We start from the raw sequence: 18,166 nt of genomic DNA on the forward strand, positions 1-18,166 counted from the left end.
GACATTACTTCAGAGATAACGTACAAAAACGGTAAAAAAGATGGGGCATTTAAGTGGTATAGCGTTTTTTTGAAAGATAAAAGTTTTGTTAAAACAATAACTGAGGGAAATTTTAAAGACAATAAACTTGTAGGTTCTGTTAAAACACATAATGAAAATGGAACACTCAGCGAGGAAGATATATATGACGATAAAGGAACGCTTTTAAAAACTATATCTTGGTATGATAACGGACAGAAAAAAAGCGAAGAAAATCACGGCGGTAGTAGAGAATTTTATTATGAAAATGGTCAAATACGTTTTCAAGATGATGGTGCAGGGAATACTAAATCTTGGTATGAAAACGGCGAACAAGAAAAAGAATACAATAGTGATGGAACTATGCGTAGCTGGTATGAAAGCGGCCAACAAAAAAGCGAGCTAGATAGCAATAAGATATTACGTTATTGGTATGAAAATGGTTATATACGAAGAGTATCGAAAACAAATAACGATGGCAAAGAAGAATTTATGGAATGCAATGAGAACGGAATTTTGACTAGCATAAAGCTATTAAGTGATGACAAAACGGAGTATATTAGCCTATATAATAGACGAGATATTCAGGAACTTATAAAAGAGGCTGGAATTAATGAAAATGATTTATGCAAAACGGGTTTTCTCAAATAAGTTGACAAAAATTCCTTATCGGCAGTAGAACTTGTGCAAAGTCCTACTGCCCAACACACCTAAGCGCTTTTGCGTATACGACGGCGTCTTTTTGGTGCAGTCTTGGCCGCGCTAGTCGCTGTAGAGTTTGTCGATACGCTTCCGCCGCTCGCCGCACTTGAAGCATCTATCGCATCATCTTCGGTGAAATTTAAATCAAAATCCTCGTTTCTTAAGGCTAGCGCTTTGGCCTTTCTGTTTTTCAAAAACTCGCTATACGGCGAGCCGTAAAGGCTAGCGTGCCAGATCGCGCTAGCAAGCATCACTAGCCCCGAAATTTTATGCAGCTGCGACATGCGCGAGTTCATATTCAGTGCGGTTAGAGCCGTGATGCCCATACTCACTCCAAGCGCCGTTTTAGCCACTTTACGCTGAAAATTTAGATCCAAAATTTTATCTTCAATGCTCAAATTTTACCCCTTTAATGGAATTTAGTAGAAGGCCTATCGTCGTGCCGTTATGCAGCAGCGCCGTAGCTACGGGGCTTAGCGCGCCAAAGGTCGCCAAAAATAAAATGATCGAATTTATCCCCACGGTGGCGTTGAAATTTCGATTTACGAGCCGCAGCGTGTCATTAGCCAGCGCCTTTACCTGCGCGACGCCCTCGATATCGTTTTTCAAAAGCCCGATCTGCGCGGAAGCCTTGGCGATCTCTGCACCGTTTAGCATGCTGATGCCGATGTCCGCCTTCATCAGGCTCGGCGCGTCGTTTATGCCGTCGCCCACGAAGACTACCTTCCGCCCCTCGGCTTTTAACTGCTCTAAAATTTCGGTCTTTTGCGTCGGCAGCAGCTCACCGTAATAGCGATCTACGCCGAGCTTTTTGGCTACGGCGCGGGCTTTTGATTTCATGTCGCCGCTTAGCATGACGATCTGCTCTGCACCCAGCTCGCGGAGCCTAGCGATGACGGCGCGAGCGTTTGCGCGCACCTCGTCCCTAAGTCCGATGACGCCTAAAAGCCTGCCGTCAAATGCAATGTAAAGCAGCGCGAGCCCCTTTTGCATCGCAAGATCGATGGTCTGCTCATGCGCTGCAAACGAGATCATCTCGTCGTCCTCTAGGAAGTGGCGCGAGCCTATGATAAGCCTTTTGCCCTCGATGCTGGTCTTAACGCCGTGAGCAACGACGAATTCCACCTCGTCATGGTGTTTGTGGATAAAGCCGTGCTTTTTGGCCGCATCCACGATCGCCTCGGCTACGGGATGAAAGTAATGCTCCTCGGCGCTCGCGGTTAAATTTAAAATATCGTTTTTGCTAAAGCGCTCGTCAAACGATATGATCTCGGCGACCTCTAGGTTGCCGTACGTAAGTGTGCCCGTCTTATCGAATACGAAGGTGTCGGCGCTCGCAAGCGACTCAAGAGCCTTGGCGCCTTTGATCAAAATCCCGTTCTTGCCTGCCTTTGAGATGCTCGACTTAAAAGCAACCGGCGTAGGCAGCTTAAGCGCGCACGAGTAATCAGCCTGCAGCACCGAAGCCACGCTCATAAAATTTCGATTTATCAGATAGGACACTCCCGCAAGCCCGAAGGTTACCGGCACGAGCTTATCGGCTAAGTGAGTCGTATGCATGCCGATGCTGGAGCGCTCGTTAAGAGATGTCGTGATGTAGTGCTTGATACGCTGCGTGGAGGTGTTTTCGCCGACGTTTTCCGCCCAGATACGGATCCTGCCCTCCTCCACGATCGTGCCGCTTAGCACGCTATCGCCGCGAGATTTTTTAACCGCGACCGACTCGCCAGTCATATTTGCTTGATTTATCATCGCTTCGCCGCTTACGACGTGCCCGTCCACGGCTATGACGTCGCCTGCGCCCACGACCACGATGTCGCCCACCTTTAGCTTGGAAGTTGCGATTTTGACTTCGGTCTTTTTGCCGTTTTGATCTATCTCTACCCAAGCCTCGGCGATGTCAGGGCGGGCGAGCTCGCGGATTAGATCGTCGCTTTTATAAACGGTGCTTTCCTCCATATATTCGCCAAGAGCAAGCATTGTGTTGGTGCTGTTTGCTGCAAATACATCGCCGCGCGCGAGCGAAATCCCAACAGCGGCAGCCTCCAAGCCCTTTGAAGTAAGCCCGTGAAGAAAGCTTTCTTTGATGCCCTCTTTTAAGATAGGCATGCACGCTACGATGCTAAATGCGCGCGCTAAAGGCGAAGTGCGAAAGATTAAATTTCCCCCCAACGCAAGAAGCGCTAAAATAAATTCGTTTTTGCTCGGTAAATTTTTATGGCTAGCGGGGATAATTGATTTTAGCTCGCTTAAATTCAAAACTTCAAGTTGCCTTAGAATTCCCGCCTTATCTACACCCGCGTCAAGCTTAAGGATCAAAGAGCCAATTTTAGCGTTAAATCTAGCTTCCGTTACGCCTTCAAGCCTCGCAGCGACTCTTTGCAGTGCGCTCGTATCGAGCCCTTTAAAGCCCGCGACCTTTATGCGCAGCCTAGATTTAGTCTCATGTAAAATTTTAAAATTTTGCATCGACTACTCTTGCATCTCTGCCTTGGCGTCTTCGAATCGCTCCTTCATCTCTTCAACGCCCATCTGAAACATCTCGGTACCCTTTGCGATGAGCTTAAAAAGCTTTTTTTGCGCGTTTTCGTCGGTTAGAAAATAGGTCGCTGCGGCCCCTAGAACGATACCCGTGATAAATGAGTTGCTACCAAATAAACCGTTCGCGTTTTGCCTACCACCCAAGGAATTAAAAATTCCACCGAAAGCGGAATTCTGCGAGCTTTGAGTAGAATTTACGTCGCTTGAGCTTTGAGCAGTAGAATCTTTACTATCCGAATTATTGCTGGAAGCAGAGCTATTAAAAGGCGTAGAATTTACCCGCTCGTTTATCCATTTAGCCCAACCGCCGAGCTTTTCGTCACCGGCAAAGCTACCCGCAGAGCCGCTAGCATATTTGTTGTCACCAAAATCGTAATCGTCTAGAATTTCTTTCAAATCTTTTTTTGTGATATACGGATTACTCATTGCCTACCTTAAGAATAAAATTTCTACCCGCAATGAGCGCGCCTACGCATACTGCGACGCCTGCCGCTGCGCGTAGATACTCGCCTTGTACGAGCTTATTTGCGCTGTAAATCGCGCCGCCGCCGATGATACCGCCGCTTAGCGCAATATCCAGCGCATCTCGAATCGCTTTAGATTTGCTTTTGCCTTCTTTTGCTTTAACGAGCTCTACGGCGCAACCGCCGATCGCCCCTGCTATAGCGCCGCTTAAAACGTGATCCAGCGGAGAACGCTGTGTCGTAAGTGATCTATTCATTTAGGCCTCTATTTTTCTGATTTATCGTCTGCGGACGTAAATTTAGCCGAAGGATTATCGTCCATTTTTACGATCTGCGGGATATTAAGCGGAGTAGTAGATGCTGCGGATGTCTCACCTACCGGAGTTGCGCCAGTCTTAGCGCTCGCGGTGGATTTTTTAGTTCTTTTAAATCCAGGTTTTGGTCCCGGCTTTTTTCTGGTTTTTTTTGCAGTGCTAGTTTCAGTGCTAGTACTACTTGTCGCAGCTTTTTTGCTACCAGACTTTCTTTTATTTTTTACCGCCTCGGCGACATCGTCTAAGCCCTCTTTGGCTTCCGCAAAAATTTCTTTTGATTTTTTGCTTAATTTTTCTGCTCCGCCTTTGACGCTATTTTTTAGCTCCTCGACGCTTTTACTGCTAACGATTTTATTCGCACCTTCTTTGATTTTATCTCGATTGTTATAAGCGTAAACCGCCGCGCAACCAAGCGCAAAACCTGCTAGAAATGGGATCGGCATTTCATTCTCCTTGTGTTAAGATTATAAAGTCATTTTATCAACTTTACATAGATTTTGATATTATAGCGACTTTTTTAGATTTTTGCAATCCTAATTTAATTTTTCTGCAAAATTCCTTTAATTAAATTAGAAAATGCGCTATTTAAAATATTTTGCAAATCGTATTTTTGAAATATCCGCTCTAATCCCTGCGGATTTTTTAAAATTTCATTTAATAAATCAGTGAAATTCAAAGAATTTAAATCAGCCTCGTATTTAGAATTTAATTCCTTTAGAATCGGCAAAATTTCATTATACGAAACCGCCTGCGCCTTATACAGCAGCTCTTTAAATTGCGCGTTCTTGCACAAATTAATTAGATCGTCATAAAACATCATAGAGCTTTTTTCTATCAAAAGCGCGGAAGCCAAAAACTCATTCATACCTTTTGTAGCCAGTGCCTCACTGCTATTTTCAGGAGGCGTGGCGCCAAGCCCGCAAGAATTTGCAAAATCTAACACCCGCTCAAGTAATCCAGCTCGTAAAGATAGAATTTCTCCTAGCTTTTTATCTTGAAATTTAACTGCGCCCAGCGAATAAAACTGCAAAATTTGTGCCTCTTTTTCGAGCAAAAGAGCGATATCTACAATTTTCGCCTCATTTAAATTCCGAGATTTATTAGAAAATTTGCGCGATTTTTTAGTACTACGCAATACTTCTTCGTTCAAGAAATCGCCTCTATATTGGAATTTACAAGCGCTACTAGCTCAGGCGAACTGATGCCGCTTAAAAACTGCTCCCAAAGGTGCATCGGAAAAACGCTTTCATCATAATGAATCGTCAGCGAGCCGATTAGAGAGTTAAATTTATACTCTTTTATCCCGCGAATTGCAGCTATTTTAGCCTTTAGGCTCTCTTCGCTCACACTATCTCGCAACTCCCTAATTTTGGGACTTACGCGGATACGGATACGACCTTTGCTGTGGCTGATTTTGCTAAAATACTTATGAAATTCCAAAATATCGTTGTGATTTATTTTCATATTTTTCCTTAAATTTGCGCCCAAATAATATCATAAATCATTTAATTCCTGCTAAATTTTGCGAATTATTTGCGTTTAGGGCGAAATATTTTTATCTTATTTTCATCCGCTGTTATGTAATTCCCTCCCATTAGATCAATACAATACGGCACGGCAGGAAATACCGGCAGAAGGCACTCTTTAATCGCTTTTGGATTGCCCGGCAAATTTATAATCAGAGATTTTTTGCGGATCGCTGCTATCTGGCGAGATAAAATTGCCGTAGGCACGATCTTTTGGCTCTCTGCGCGCATTAGTTCGCCAAAGCCTGGCATTAATTTCTCACTTACCGCCTCGGTCGCTTCAGGCGTTACATCGCGTGGAGCAGGACCCGTACCGCCCGTAGTTAGCACCAAATCACAATCTGCTTCGTCGCAAAGATAAATCAGCTTATCTTTGATCAGCTCCAGCTCATCTGGAACTATTTCATAAAAATACTGCTTCTCGCAAGTTAGCCAATCATCCATAACGGCAATTATTTCTTTGCCTCCCAAATCTTCGTAAACGCCACCGCTAGCGCGATCACTTATTGTTAAAACACCTATTTTTACCATTTTCCTCTCCTTTATTGGAATTTTAAAATTTAATCGAAATTTAGCGTGCCGTCTTGCGGCTTTTCTCCAGAGCTTTCACTATCTTTTTCCGGCTTTTGTAAATCTTGCTCTTGCGTAGAGACGCCTTCTTGCTCCACACCATCGGATTCGCAAATCTTTTGAACATCCTCGAAAGTTATGAACTCATAGACGAAAATTTGCTTTGAAATTTGATTTAGCTTATCCTGCATCGTGCGGATTATCTCGCTAACCTCGTCGTAGCAATCTTGCAAAATTTTATTCACGCTCTGCGCGCTAGGGGTAAAACTATCGCCCATCGCGAGCTCAAAAACCATCTTTTGCGCCAGCGCGATAGCCTGCTTTACGTCGCTAGCGGAATTTGAAAAAGCGTCGTTTTTATGAATCTGTAGCGCCGCCATACCGCTTAAAAGCACTTTGATTTGATTTAAAATTTGCGTTTTGGATTCGATCTCGAAATCCTCGTTTAAAAATTTATCGTTTAAAAGTTCTATTTTTTCGAAATCAAACGAATACCAATACGCGCTAAGCGCCTTTGCGCCCTGATAGAACGCCTGGATCTCCTTTTCGTATTCGGTTAGAATTCTACTTTTTTGCACGCCGTAAAAGACCCTCATCCGCACGTTTTCAAAATCGCTAAGCTCAATCGTATCGCTGCCGCGCTTAAGAGCGTTGATCGCGGCTTCATTTACCAGCGTCGCTACTCCCGCGCCGCTAAAGCCCACACAGAGGCGACTTACTTTGTTGATATTCGCGCTGCATCTTTTGCCCTCGAGGTAAATTTTTAAAATTTCGATGCGGTCTTTGTAGTTCGGAAGCCCGATAAAAACGCGCCTATCGAAGCGCCCCGAGCGCAATAGCGCGTCGTCGATCAAATTTATTTTGTTGGTTGCGCCGATTACCATCACGCCGCTGTTTTCCTCAAATCCATCCATCTCAGTCAGCAGCTGATTTAGCGTCGCTTCCCGCTCGTCGTTGCGCCCTATACCGCGCTTGCCGCCGACTGCATCAATCTCGTCGATAAAAATAATCGCGGGTGCACAGGATTTGGCTTTCGCAAACAGCTCGCGAACCCGCCTAGCGCCGACGCCCACAAAGACCTCGGCGAAACTTGCGCCGCTTTGGTAAAAAAACGGCACGTCCGCCTCGCCCGCTACGGCTTTTGCAATTAGCGTTTTACCGACGCCGGGCTCGCCGATCATTAAAATTCCTTTCGGCAGCTTGATGCCGAAATTGCGATATTTTGCGGGATTTTTTAAAAAATCCACAATCTCTATGAGTTCGTCTTTAACCTCGCTGATGCCCGCGACGTCGCTAAATCTCACGTCGCTAACGCTTGGCGAAAGATCGCCGAGCTCGCCGCTTGCGCTAGCGCTCTGACGCGCGGCGCCGTCCATCCTGCGGCGTCTAGCCAAAACGGTTTCAAAATAATATACAAAGAGAAAAAATGCGAACGTAAAAATCACCAAAATCGCGCTGATACCGCCGCTTCCGCTATCCTCTTCCTTTGTAATCAAAGCGTGGTTGGAGAGCTCTTTTAAATTAACGATATCGGTTAAAATTTTATAGCGTTTGCCGTCGTAAACAAAGCTTAACGTACCGTCCTCGATATGCGCGCGCTTGATCTGATCTGCGCGGACTAGCTCGCTAAATTCGCGCTCGGTGATGTATCGCGAATCGTCTTTAAAATAAACGATCAAGAGCAAAACGATAAGCAGCACTAAAAAAATCAGAATTATATTTAGCTTGCTCTTTTTGATTTTATGCAAAATTTCCATCAAATTTAACCTCATAATCTCTTATCTCCATCCATTTTTTCGACAAATCCTCATCGCTTTTGATCCAAATTTTATCATAAAATTGATCATATCCTTCATAAAACTCTCCGTTTTTCCGCTCGATCAGCACATTTAACGGCACCTTGTGCGAAAGGCGAAATTTATAATTATTCAGCGCCGTTATGTTTTGCAGCATCTTCAGCCGCGCCTTAGCCGTTTTGCCGTCTATGCGGCCTTTTAGCGACGCCGAAGCGGTCCCTTGCCGCGGCGAAAAGATAAAGGCGTGCAGATGCGTGAGCGGAAATTTTTTGAAATTTTCTACCGCTTCGAGCCAAATTTCTTCGCTCTCGCCCGGGTGAGCTACGATAAAGTCCGTCCCCAGCGCAAACCCACGCTCCGCAAGCTCGCAAAAAAGCTCCAAATCCCTTAGCGCGGAATTTCGGCGGCGCATTATGCTAAGCATCTTTTGCGAAGTGTGCTGAAGCGCGATATGCAGATGCCGCTCCAGCCACGGCTCGGATAGAATTTCGCGAAAGCTCTCATCGATCTGCGAGGGCTCGATGCTGCCTAAGCGGATACGGCGAATTCCGCGGATCGCGCCCAGCTTTTGAAGCAGCGCGCCGAGGCTCGTGCCTGCGGCTTTGCCGTAGCTTCCGATATTGGTGCCGGTTAGCACGATCTCGCTAAAGCCGTTTGCGGCAAGGCTTTCCGCCTCTTTTAAGATCGCGTCTTCAGAGCTGCTGCGCGAGCGGCCGCGCACCGAGGGGATTATGCAGTAGCTGCAGTTAAAATCGCACCCCTCCTGAATTTTAATAAAGGCCTTGGTGTGATCCTCGTAGTCGCTTACCAGGTTTTTTTCGACGCCGTCAAGACCTCCGATATCGTAAAATTTTGACTCCGAGCCCAAAAACTCGTCGATCTTTTCCTTTTGCGACATCCCAAACACGCCGAAGACCGCGCCGTTTTTATACAGCTCCTCACCGCGCGAAACCGCGCCGCAGCCGGTTAGCAATATCTTTTTACCGAGGCGGTTCATCTTATTGACGTAGTTCCGCACGTCTGCGTCGGCGCCGTTCGTAACGGTGCAGGAGTTTATCACGACGACATCCGCGCCCTGCTCGTCGTGCGTGATCTCGCCCGATTTGAGGTTGCTTTTGATAAGCTGCGTGTCGTATATATTTGTGCGACACCCGAACGTTTTAAAATAAATTTTCAAATTTCGCTCCCGGATCCGCTTCCTGTGGCAAAGCCCGCACCCTGCGCCGCTGCGTTTAAATTTTGTGAGCCTTGCTGCTCGGAGCCGAGATCTTGCGCCGCAAAATTTCCGCCCGCAGCCGCATAATTTTTACCGTTAAAAAGCGTGTAAGCAGGATAGGCGATCTTGATATCGGGCTCGCTTCTTAGCGCATCTAAAATTTCAGCCGAGATGTTGCTGCGAAGCCCGAGCGTCGCGTAAGAGTTCGTCATATACCAAACCGAAATTTCAATGCCGTATGGCTCAAAAAAGCTGAAAATTCTAGGCTCGACGTTTGGATTTTTAATGCTGTATTGCGAGCGAAGCTTGCCCATCTGCTTTTTGGCGATGTCGGTGTAGCCCTTGGAATACTTCCGCACGATGTTTTTTATAAGATACATCGCCTTTTTATGGTTGCTATCAAATGTTAAAAGTATGCTGATGCCGTCCCAGACCGTCTTAAGCCCGCTGTGGGTGTAGTTTGAGATAAGATCGGTAAAAATATAATTATTCGGTATGAAAATTACCCTGCCCGCGCGTTTATTTTCTCTCCACGTAGTCATAGTAACGTCCTCAAAAATAGTCATCCTAAGCACCGAAATATCGATGATATCGCCTACGTAGGTCTCGCCGTTTTTATGCACCCTGATGCGATCACCCACGCGAAAGCTGCCGCCAAGCACGATCGTAAGCCAGCCTAAGGAGCTCATAAACATATCTTTCATCGCGATCGCAAGACCTGCCGAGGCAAAGCCCAGAACCGTCACGAAATGCGTCATATTCTCGATGTAAGAAAAGAGCAGTATCAGCGCAATCAGCGTGAAATTTAAAACATTGATAGCTTTATTTACGATGTAGAAATTCTCGTCGTTTTTGATATATTTTTTCGCCACTACCTTGCAGAAAAGCGACAGCGCGATGACTACGAGTATCCATACGGCGATGTTTCCCGCACGCTTGATCTGCGCTTTTATATCGGCGGTCTGCACGGCGATTTGAGAGTTGATCTTTTTTTCGTAAACGTCGTACGTAGTCTGCGCGATCTCGTACGCGGAGCTAAACTCGCTAAGCTCGTAATCTAAGCTTTTAAGCTCCGCCACAGCGCTTGCGTCCGCATCGATCTGCATCAAACGCTCATATAGCGCCCTTTTTGCTTCAAGTTTATCGATTAAAGCTTTGATATTTTCGATAGCATTTTTCTGCTCCATCTTTTGAGCTTGCAAATTTCTAATCGTAGAAAAACCGGAAATTATCGAAAAAGGATTTGTAATGCGCGCAGGCTCGGGAGTTTCAGGCATCGCGATGATATCTAAAAACGGGGATTTTTCATACTCTTTTAGCAGTATGAGCTGCTCTTTTACGGCGCGAAGTCTTTTTTGAATCTCTGCGATCTTATCGGTGCCGGCGTTCTTTTTTAGCTCCGCTTCGAGCTGGCTGGATTGCTTTTGTAAATTTTGATAGCCGATGAAATTTGAAAAGCGCGAGATCCAGATATTATTTTTGATCTCATCGTCAATAACACGGATCTGATCTTTTAGCGACGCGGATAGCTTGGAATTTTCATCTTTCTTCTCACTAGCGGCAGAGCTAGCGTTAGATTCTAAGCGCGTATGCGCGGCGGAGAGCGTAGAATTTGCCTCGCAAAATGCAAGATTAAAAATCAAAAAAATAGCCGCAAGCGCTCTCATTCAAACTCTTTCAGCGCTGCGATTACTTCATCTTTTGCGATCTCTTTGGAAGTGTAGAATTTACCGATGCCGTCGGGCAGGATAAATTTTATCTTGCCGTTTTCACTCTTTTTATCGAGAAAAAACAGCTCGTAGAATTCTGCCGCATCCTCTACGTGAAATTTTATCGGAAGCGCGAATTTTTGAAGCACTTTACGGATCTGCTCCTCCTGTTCGCCGCTTAGTTTACCGAGACGCCGCGCCAAAGCGTTTGCCATCGCCATACCGACCGCTACAGCCTCGCCGTGCAAAAATTTTTTATAATCAGTAATTTTTTCGATAGCGTGAGCGAAGGTGTGCCCGTAGTTTAACACCGCACGCACGCCGCTTTCGCGCTCGTCTCGCTCTACGACGTTTGCTTTAATCTCCACGCAACGAGCGATTACGTGCGAAATTTCACCGGCGTTTTTCAGATCGTGCGTCTCGAAAAATTTAAATAGCTCAGCATCAAAGCATACCGCCATCTTTACGGCCTCTGCTACGCCTGCGGCAAACTCTCGCGCAGGAAGAGTAGATAAAAATTTGCTCTCGCAATAAACCGCGCGCGGCTGATAAAAGGAGCCGATTAAATTTTTGCCGAAGCGATTATTCACGCCCGTCTTGCCGCCGACGCTTGCATCCACTTGCGCTAGCAAGGTCGTCGGAATATTGATAAAATCGATGCCACGCTCATAAATGCTCGCGCAAAAGCCCGTTATATCGCTAATGACACCACCGCCAAGGGCGATGAGCGTGCTTTTGCGATCAAGCTTGGAACTAAAAAGCTGCTCTAAAATTTGCTCCACGCTCGCGGTATTTTTATACTCCTCGCCGTCTGGGATCGTGATGATAAATTTTTGCTCGCATTTCAACCGCTGCAATAAAAAATCAAGCCACAGCCCGCCTACTTTGGGATTTGTGATGATCGCTACCTTGCCTTTGAGCTTGATCTCTTGCAATTCGTCGATAAAAACGCTGTATTTTTTACCTAAATTAAGATCGATTTTCATACGCTAGCCTTTGATTTTTGGGTAATTGTAACATAAATTTCGATTACTTTTCATACCCGTAATCGCCGGGGATAAAAATTTGATGATTTTTGCCGAGCTTAAAATACATCTGATCCAAATCCTGATTGAAAATAGATGTGAGCTTGCGCGCCAAAATTCTATCATTAAATGGCACGAACTGCAGCAGATCTCGCTCGCTGCCTAGCGCTAAAATCGGATTTTGTCGCTCGCAAGGAATCACGAATAAACTTTGCTTAAAAAGCTTCGATAAGCTCACGTAGCTTTGCGCAAACTCGCCTTTTTCACTCTCGCCGAAAAGATACAAATACACGTCTAGCCCTAGCTGCGAGCTTATGTCAAAGACGATACTTGATTCCTCGCGAAGCCGCTCGCCGGCACTTAGCACGACACTTTTACGCACATCTTTTAGCTCGCCCTCTCCAAGGCTTAGCACGGGGATTTCAAGCGCTTTAAGTGCTGCTTTTTTCGCCTCGAAAACTCCGCTTGAGCAAACTACCAAGCCTGCTTTATTTTCGCTCACGTCGCGCTTTAAATTTAGCTCGCCCGAGTAATCGATGAGAATTTCAAATTTATCCCGCTCACACAGCGCTTTAAGCTCGCTAAAAGTGTCGTTTAGCAAAGGATTTAAAATTCGCAGATAAATTTTATGATTTCTAATATGCAAATCCAAAAACTCAAGCGCTCTAACCGTCCTAGCTATCTCGTCGTCGCTCATTTTTTTCATATCAATTAGCGCGAAAATATTTAGCCCAAATGGCGATGGAAATTGCCCGCTTTGCTTTTTTACTTCAGCAAACACCGCTCGCAGCGCACTAGGCTCACCCACGACTAAGATCGTATCATTCGGATATATCCGCGAGCCGGGTGTCGTTACGATGTAATTGTTGTGGCGGTAGATCATCGGAATTTGATATTTGGCATTAGAAAGCGTACTGATTTTTTTATACGCAAACGAGCTTCCTACGGGCACTTTTACCTCCATTATCTCTCCGCGTCCAAGCCCGATGTTATCAGCAAAAACGGGGCTATCGGGCAAGAAGCCAATGAAACGCGAGGAATTTAGCGCGAGGGTATTTACGATTTTTACGTGAGCTTCATTTTTATTCTCGCGCAAAAGTCCCCAAAAATCGGCCACGTAAAGCTCTAAATCCGGAGCGAGCGTCTTTAAATTTTCAAGCGTTACTTTAGTGTCAAATTCATCATCCATTATCATTATGCAGCGATCAAATTCCTTTTCTGCTAGCACCACGCGCAACCGCTCAATGCTCGTAGGATCGAAAATTTCGACCGAAAAATTTGACTCGTTTTCAAGCTCTGAGGGCACGGCATCCATATTTTTAGCTATGACGCGATACGATCTGATGACATCTTTGATTTTACAAACTTTGGATAAAAAATGGCGTGCAAACTTTCCGCTTGCGATGATTAAAACTTGTTTCATTGCTCTCCGTTTCGTGGTTTTGCAAAGATTATAACCAAAAACGGCTAAATTTTAAACCGCGCGTAGATAAATTTTGTGAGCAAGCTAAGGCGCGGCGACTTAAAAATTTAAAGATCGAAATTTTAAAATCAATGTTTAAAATTCCAAAATCCGAGGCTTAAATTTTAAAATGAATTAAAACAAGCCTCGTTCAATTTAATCTCGCCGCTTAGAGCGATAAAATTTCATAAATTTAAAAGCGGCGCCATAATCATTCGCGCCGCTTAAGCAAAAATTTTAAACTCGCTAGATTTTAAAATTTTATCTCCGCAGAGAGCATGAAGCTTCTGCTCTCGCCGAGCGTCACGCCGTTTGCCGAGCCTAGCACGCTAGTTACGTTAAGACCGCCCGCACCGTCGGCGCTCGCAGGATACATTCCCGCCCAGTATTTTTTGTTAAATACGTTATTTACGTTGAAGCGCAGCGTAGTCTTATCGCCCAAAAGACGCTCGCTCGTATATCTGATACCAAGATCGGTAACGAAAAAGCTAGGAGTGTGCTGAGTGTTTAGATCATCCAGATACATCTTGCTAGTGTAGTGGAAATTCGTACTGATCGCAAGCTTATCGGTGCCCGGGATCACGTAATCAAGCATTAAATTTGCGTTTAGTTTAGGGATGCCGTTTGCGACCTTGCGATTAGCGCCCGCGATGCTTACGTTATGCATCTTAGGATCGATGTAGGTAAAGCCGCCCAGCACGCTTAAATTTTGCGTAATTCGTCCGCCGCTCATAAACTCAAATCCGCGGTTGCGCTGCTCGCCATTTATGCCGTAGATCCCCGTAGAACTATTCAAGTAAGCAATCGGACGACGTATATCAAAATACGCCACGCTAAAATCGATCATATCGGCTACGCGAATCTTAGCGCCGATCTCGTGCTGCTTGGAGCGATACGGCGACGTAGAGGCAACCTCACCGTTATGCGGACCGCTATTATAAACATAGGTAGAGCCCTGCTGCAAGCTATCTGCATAGGTGTAGTAGATGCTAGCGTCCTCTATCGGATGGAAGATCAAGCTGCTCGCCCAACTATAGCCGGAATCGCTATAGGCTTTAACAAGTCTTTGCTGGCGGGCATTGTAGGATTCCTGCCTCATCCACGCCTTAGATGCGCTTAGCATCACGTCAAATTTATCGTTTATCGTGATATCGTCTAACACCGAGACGTTATACATATCCAAAACCGCATAGTGATACAGCCCACTTCCGCGCCTAGCGCCGGTGTAATTTAGAATTTTAGGATCGTAGATATTGCCTATGGTAGGCGAGGTGTAGTTTGTGCTCGCGTTTTTATATCTATCCTGCGTCCAGTGATAGCCGTTAGTCTGCACGCTGAAATCGTGCTCGATATCGCCCGTGTTAAACTGCGTATTAGCCTTGAGATAGCCGCTTGGCAGATCGAATCTATATGCCGCCGTAGCACCGCCGCTGTGTCTGGTTTGATAATCGCCCGGCTTTGTATATTGCGGATGTGTGCTAGGCAAGATATAATTTACAACTCCATGAGTATCACGATCGGCGCGCTGAAACTGAAAGCCGCCCTCTAAATACCATTTATCGGTAGGCGTAAATTTAAATTTTGCGCTTGCGGTAGTGGTTTTTAGATGCATACCTCCAAAGCTCTGACCAAGACCGCGTTTTGAAGAATCCACCGCCTTTGGAAGCTCCATGCCGTCTACGATCTTGCCGTCTCGCACGCCAAGAGCAAACTGCCCCGCAAAGCCCTTGGTATTGTGCTCATAATAGCTAGCCGCGGTTTCAAAAGTAAGATCGCCCGTCGGATAAAATTCCATCGTGACGCTGGCTAGGCGGCGCTGCAAATTTGAGCCCTTCGGTTGTCTGTCGCCGTTTGATCCGTAAAACACCGTGCGGTAGCCGAATTTTTCAAATTTATCGGATAGATCAAGACCAAGCCCCAGATTGCTTCGCGACATATAATCACTCCAGATGATGTATTGATCTTTTACCGGGCGCTTGCGCGTGTAGCTGAAAATGCCCACTGGATTTTGCGCGCCGTAGAGCGAGCCTGCGACGCCGTTTTGTACCTGAAAACTCTCAAACATCGCCATCGGAATCGCCGTCGTCGAAATCGTATAAAAGCCGTCCCAGAAGCTGTTGCCTACGACGCTGCCCTCAAAGCCGCGCGTCTGCGGGCGTCCGACCGTAGCGCCGCCGCGCATCTGAATCTGCGCGGACGGGAAATATTTGACCGCCTCCTCGTAGCCGGTGACGCCTTGGTGGTTCATGATCTCCTTGCTGATCGTGTTGATCTGATAGGGAAGATCTAAAGCGCGCTTGCCAGCAAGCATGCCTTGCTGCACGTTTTTGCTCAAAAAGCCCTCGTCGATGCCGCTCTCGCTGATATTATCGCCGACGGAATTTACCTCGATTACGCCCATATTCTGCGACTTTTCAGGCGCAGAATTACTGCCGCTTTGTGCTGCAGCCAAACTGCTGCATAGCAGACACATACATGCCGCTAATGAAATTTTAAATTTCATCGTTTTCCTTCGTTCCATTATTTTCCCTTCGTTATGGATATATTTAATATTATTTTTTAGCATATTAGAAAAACTTTCCTAAATTTAGACTAAATTCGAGATGTAAATTTATATATTTGTAGTCGCATTTTTTAGCTTTAAATTTTATAGACGATATACCACGATACAAAAGAAAAATTGCGCAAATTTATATGAAATTCTAAAATTTTAATGTAAAATCGCCCGTATGAAAAAACTAATACCCGCGCTTATGCAAGTGCAAAACCGACTTAAAAATTTTTTCCGCCTCTACGATACCGAGCTCATGCACCATGCATCAAGCCTTAGCTTTCACACGATTCTGGCGCTACTGCCGGTGCTGATGGTCTCGCTTAGCGTCTTTATGCAGCTACCAAGCTTTAAAGGCTACTACGATAAGATTATGGGCTTTATCTTTTCAAACTTCCTGCCTGCAAATCAAGCGAGCATGGCGCACTATATCGAGGAATTTATGGCAAACGGGCTAAGCCTTGGCGTAACGGGCTTTTGCGCAGTGTTAGTTACGTCGGTGTTGTTTTTCGGAGACTTTGAAGCGATTATCGCGCGCATTTCGCATTCACCCGAGCGAAGCTTTTTTAAGAGCCTAAGCACCTACTGGACGCTGATGACGCTCGCTCCTGTGGGGCTTGGAGCATCGTTTTATATCAGCGGCGAGCTTCAGGAGCTACTAAATAAAACCGAGTTTACGAGCTGGATAAATTTGCTTAAAATTCTACCCTACTTAATCGTTTGGGGGATCTTTGCGATTACTTATGCTACGGCGATCAACCGCGAGATCCGCGCAAAAGCGGTGCTTGCCTCATCGCTCGTAGCATCGATTTTATGGTGGCTTTCAAGACTGGTTTTTGCGCAATACGTCTTTTATAACAAAACCTATCTTAGCATCTACGGCTCGTTTTCGGTCGCGCTATTTTTCTTTCTGTGGATCTACATAAGCTGGATTTTCTACTTATACGGCGTGAAATTCTGCGTATTTTTGGACGCTAAATTTAAAAGAGGTGACGAGCGACAAAGCGCTTGAATTTCTGTGCAAGGCTGCGTTTTTCTATGCTTTTTGGATTAAAGCGCGTTTTCTGCATGGGCTAGAAATTTAAATCAAAATTTTAAAATTCTATCGAAAACGGGCGGGAAGTTTGTCTTTGAATAATAGACATATGCATAGAAATATAATTTTAAAAATTTAATGAGGTGCGGCAAGGCTAAAATTTTAATCCCTCGCAAAGCGCCGTTAAGGTAAAATCATGCGCGATTTTAAAACAGGGAGATATTATGAAAGACTTCGAGAAAGAGCTGATAATCATAGAAAACGACTACTTTTTTAGGCTTACTATATCAAATAAAATAATGTGCGTGCTTATATTCTTGTCTTTTGTCTTGCTAAATTTAACGCCGGAGCTGGATCCGCATAAAGAAATGATGAGAAGAGCGTCATTAACGCTAGGGATTTTCGGAATTTTATTTTGCACATTTTGGGAGATAAAAATAGCCTATCAAGAATTTTGTAATAAGTTTTTTACAAAATTTTATGATGATAAAATTTCATTCGACCATATAGACGAACATATGAAATTTAAAACCGAAATTTTGCAAAAAGACGATCTCGTATCGGTAACTTGGGCGTTGATACCATACAATGAGCAAGACGTAAATATATGGATCAAAGATATAAAAAATAGGAGAAAGAGAATGGTTAGGTATTTGGCAAGTCCAATATTCTTTTTAATCACCATGCTACATCATTTCATTTTCTTGGCGCTCAATGGATTTAAATTTAAAAAGTATATATTGTATAGGTTTAAATCGGGCATTATTGCAGTGCCGAATAATAAATTGTTGAGCGACAAAGACATTAAATTTGAGCTCTCGTCTTTGTTTGGTCTATATACAAGCGATTTAATTTAAATTATAGAATTTCTCAAGGAGGGCTAGATGGCGTTTGTAGCGGAATATATTTCTAAAGAGGATATTAAGAAATATGATATTATAAATCGTGTAGATCAGTGCTTGGCAAAATATCATTATGATCCACAGGGGCCTGATGAAATAAAGTGGTTAGACTGGGTAATCGACAGGCAAAGAGATATTTGGCTTATCTTTGTTTGTAGCCCGCATCTACCTGATCCAAGAGACGGATATACTGGAGAGGAGATTTGGCTGCTTTATTATAAAGGTAGAGAAATCGAGCTTGATATAAGGCGAATTTATGATGAGACAACGAGTAAATATTTCACGGAAAATCCATTTAAGGTCAAATATAAATTCCAAAGCGTAAATTCTGACA

Annotated in this window: 18 protein-coding genes; 4 read left to right on the forward strand and 14 right to left on the reverse strand. The window is 44.8% G+C overall.

The window, feature by feature from the left end; genetic code table 11:
* The coding region (locus Q0537_RS00205) for a hypothetical protein (protein WP_299223997.1) at nt 1-669 on the forward strand (669 nt) is incomplete at its 5' end.
* 59 nt (nt 670-728) lie between these two features.
* Here the strand turns inward: Q0537_RS00205 and Q0537_RS00210 are convergent.
* The 14 genes from Q0537_RS00210 to Q0537_RS00275 all read right to left on the reverse strand — a co-directional run bounded on the left by Q0537_RS00210 (nt 729) and on the right by Q0537_RS00275 (nt 15,846).
* Nucleotides 729-1,118 (reverse strand): hypothetical protein, encoded by a 390-nt coding sequence (locus Q0537_RS00210; RefSeq protein ID WP_299223999.1) that lies wholly within the window; start codon nt 1,116-1,118, stop codon nt 729-731.
* Complete coding sequence (locus tag Q0537_RS00215; protein ID WP_299224002.1) at nt 1,108-3,189, reverse strand: heavy metal translocating P-type ATPase; 2,082 nt, start codon at nt 3,187-3,189, stop codon at nt 1,108-1,110. The genes Q0537_RS00210 and Q0537_RS00215 overlap by 11 nt, the downstream gene beginning before the upstream one ends.
* Nucleotides 3,190-3,192: 3 nt before the next feature.
* On the reverse strand, nt 3,193-3,687 hold the full coding sequence (locus Q0537_RS00220) for a hypothetical protein (RefSeq protein WP_299224005.1): 495 nt from the start codon (nt 3,685-3,687) through the stop codon (nt 3,193-3,195).
* On the reverse strand, nt 3,680-3,982 hold the full coding sequence (locus Q0537_RS00225; RefSeq protein WP_177386687.1) for a Cys/Met metabolism pyridoxal-phosphate-dependent enzyme: 303 nt from the start codon (nt 3,980-3,982) through the stop codon (nt 3,680-3,682). The genes Q0537_RS00220 and Q0537_RS00225 overlap by 8 nt, the downstream gene beginning before the upstream one ends.
* An 8-nt stretch (nt 3,983-3,990) precedes the next feature.
* Nucleotides 3,991-4,482, reverse strand: coding sequence for a hypothetical protein (locus tag Q0537_RS00230; RefSeq protein ID WP_297988718.1), 492 nt, complete (start codon nt 4,480-4,482; stop codon nt 3,991-3,993).
* Nucleotides 4,483-4,577: 95 nt separating this feature from the next.
* Nucleotides 4,578-5,189: a hypothetical protein gene (locus tag Q0537_RS00235; RefSeq protein WP_299224010.1), complete on the reverse strand. Its 612-nt coding sequence runs from the start codon at nt 5,187-5,189 to the stop codon at nt 4,578-4,580.
* On the reverse strand, nt 5,186-5,503 hold the full coding sequence (locus tag Q0537_RS00240; protein WP_291936786.1) for an HMA2 domain-containing protein: 318 nt from the start codon (nt 5,501-5,503) through the stop codon (nt 5,186-5,188). Before Q0537_RS00240 ends, Q0537_RS00235 begins: the two co-directional genes overlap by 4 nt.
* A gap of 65 nt (nt 5,504-5,568) precedes the next feature.
* Nucleotides 5,569-6,096: a molybdopterin adenylyltransferase gene (gene mog, locus Q0537_RS00245; protein WP_299224013.1), complete on the reverse strand. Its 528-nt coding sequence runs from the start codon at nt 6,094-6,096 to the stop codon at nt 5,569-5,571.
* A gap of 29 nt (nt 6,097-6,125) precedes the next feature.
* Nucleotides 6,126-7,907 (reverse strand): AAA family ATPase, encoded by a 1,782-nt coding sequence (locus tag Q0537_RS00250; protein ID WP_299224016.1) that lies wholly within the window; start codon nt 7,905-7,907, stop codon nt 6,126-6,128.
* Entirely contained in the window at nt 7,876-9,108 is a 1,233-nt protein-coding gene (mtaB, locus tag Q0537_RS00255) for a tRNA (N(6)-L-threonylcarbamoyladenosine(37)-C(2))-methylthiotransferase MtaB (RefSeq protein ID WP_299224019.1), read from the reverse strand. The genes Q0537_RS00250 and mtaB overlap by 32 nt, the downstream gene beginning before the upstream one ends.
* Entirely contained in the window at nt 9,105-10,814 is a 1,710-nt protein-coding gene (locus Q0537_RS00260; RefSeq protein WP_299224022.1) for a mechanosensitive ion channel family protein, read from the reverse strand. Before Q0537_RS00260 ends, mtaB begins: the two co-directional genes overlap by 4 nt.
* Nucleotides 10,811-11,842: a 3-dehydroquinate synthase gene (gene aroB / locus Q0537_RS00265; RefSeq protein ID WP_299224025.1), complete on the reverse strand. Its 1,032-nt coding sequence runs from the start codon at nt 11,840-11,842 to the stop codon at nt 10,811-10,813. Before aroB ends, Q0537_RS00260 begins: the two co-directional genes overlap by 4 nt.
* A gap of 43 nt (nt 11,843-11,885) precedes the next feature.
* On the reverse strand, nt 11,886-13,304 hold the full coding sequence (locus tag Q0537_RS00270; protein ID WP_299224028.1) for a TrkA C-terminal domain-containing protein: 1,419 nt from the start codon (nt 13,302-13,304) through the stop codon (nt 11,886-11,888).
* Nucleotides 13,305-13,596: 292 nt separating this feature from the next.
* Nucleotides 13,597-15,846: a TonB-dependent receptor gene (locus Q0537_RS00275; protein ID WP_299224038.1), complete on the reverse strand. Its 2,250-nt coding sequence runs from the start codon at nt 15,844-15,846 to the stop codon at nt 13,597-13,599.
* A 226-nt stretch (nt 15,847-16,072) separates the two neighbouring features.
* Between Q0537_RS00275 and Q0537_RS00280 the strand changes: the two genes are divergently transcribed.
* From Q0537_RS00280 to Q0537_RS00290, 3 genes are all read left to right on the forward strand, one after another.
* Complete coding sequence (locus Q0537_RS00280; protein ID WP_298062339.1) at nt 16,073-16,906, forward strand: YihY family inner membrane protein; 834 nt, start codon at nt 16,073-16,075, stop codon at nt 16,904-16,906.
* A gap of 248 nt (nt 16,907-17,154) precedes the next feature.
* Nucleotides 17,155-17,787, forward strand: a complete 633-nt coding sequence (locus Q0537_RS00285; RefSeq protein WP_299224032.1) for a hypothetical protein — start codon at nt 17,155-17,157, stop codon at nt 17,785-17,787.
* Nucleotides 17,788-17,814: 27 nt separating this feature from the next.
* Nucleotides 17,815-18,166, forward strand: a 352-nt coding sequence (locus tag Q0537_RS00290; RefSeq protein ID WP_299224035.1) for a hypothetical protein, incomplete at its 3' end; no start/stop codon positions are given.

The sequence above is a fragment of the uncultured Campylobacter sp. genome (assembly GCF_938017775.1).
In the GTDB taxonomy this organism is placed as follows: Bacteria; Campylobacterota; Campylobacteria; order Campylobacterales; family Campylobacteraceae; genus Campylobacter_B.

Bases quoted from the DNA above. Each gene is read 5' to 3' on its own strand.
- Q0537_RS00215 (WP_299224002.1), bottom strand. From the start codon at position 3,189: ATGCAAAATTTTAAAATTTTACATGAGACTAAATCTAGGCTGCGCATA.
- Q0537_RS00220 (WP_299224005.1), bottom strand. From the start codon at position 3,687: ATGAGTAATCCGTATATCACAAAAAAAGATTTGAAAGAAATTCTAGAC.
- Q0537_RS00225 (WP_177386687.1), bottom strand. From the start codon at position 3,982: ATGAATAGATCACTTACGACACAGCGTTCTCCGCTGGATCACGTTTTA.
- Q0537_RS00230 (WP_297988718.1), bottom strand. From the start codon at position 4,482: ATGCCGATCCCATTTCTAGCAGGTTTTGCGCTTGGTTGCGCGGCGGTT.
- Q0537_RS00240 (WP_291936786.1), bottom strand. From the start codon at position 5,503: ATGAAAATAAATCACAACGATATTTTGGAATTTCATAAGTATTTTAGC.
- mog (WP_299224013.1), bottom strand. From the start codon at position 6,096: ATGGTAAAAATAGGTGTTTTAACAATAAGTGATCGCGCTAGCGGTGGC.
- Q0537_RS00250 (WP_299224016.1), bottom strand. From the start codon at position 7,907: ATGAGGTTAAATTTGATGGAAATTTTGCATAAAATCAAAAAGAGCAAG.
- Q0537_RS00260 (WP_299224022.1), bottom strand. From the start codon at position 10,814: ATGAGAGCGCTTGCGGCTATTTTTTTGATTTTTAATCTTGCATTTTGC.
- aroB (WP_299224025.1), bottom strand. From the start codon at position 11,842: ATGAAAATCGATCTTAATTTAGGTAAAAAATACAGCGTTTTTATCGAC.
- Q0537_RS00270 (WP_299224028.1), bottom strand. From the start codon at position 13,304: ATGAAACAAGTTTTAATCATCGCAAGCGGAAAGTTTGCACGCCATTTT.
- Q0537_RS00275 (WP_299224038.1), bottom strand. From the start codon at position 15,846: ATGAAATTTAAAATTTCATTAGCGGCATGTATGTGTCTGCTATGCAGC.
- Q0537_RS00280 (WP_298062339.1), top strand. From the start codon at position 16,073: ATGAAAAAACTAATACCCGCGCTTATGCAAGTGCAAAACCGACTTAAA.
- Q0537_RS00285 (WP_299224032.1), top strand. From the start codon at position 17,155: ATGAAAGACTTCGAGAAAGAGCTGATAATCATAGAAAACGACTACTTT.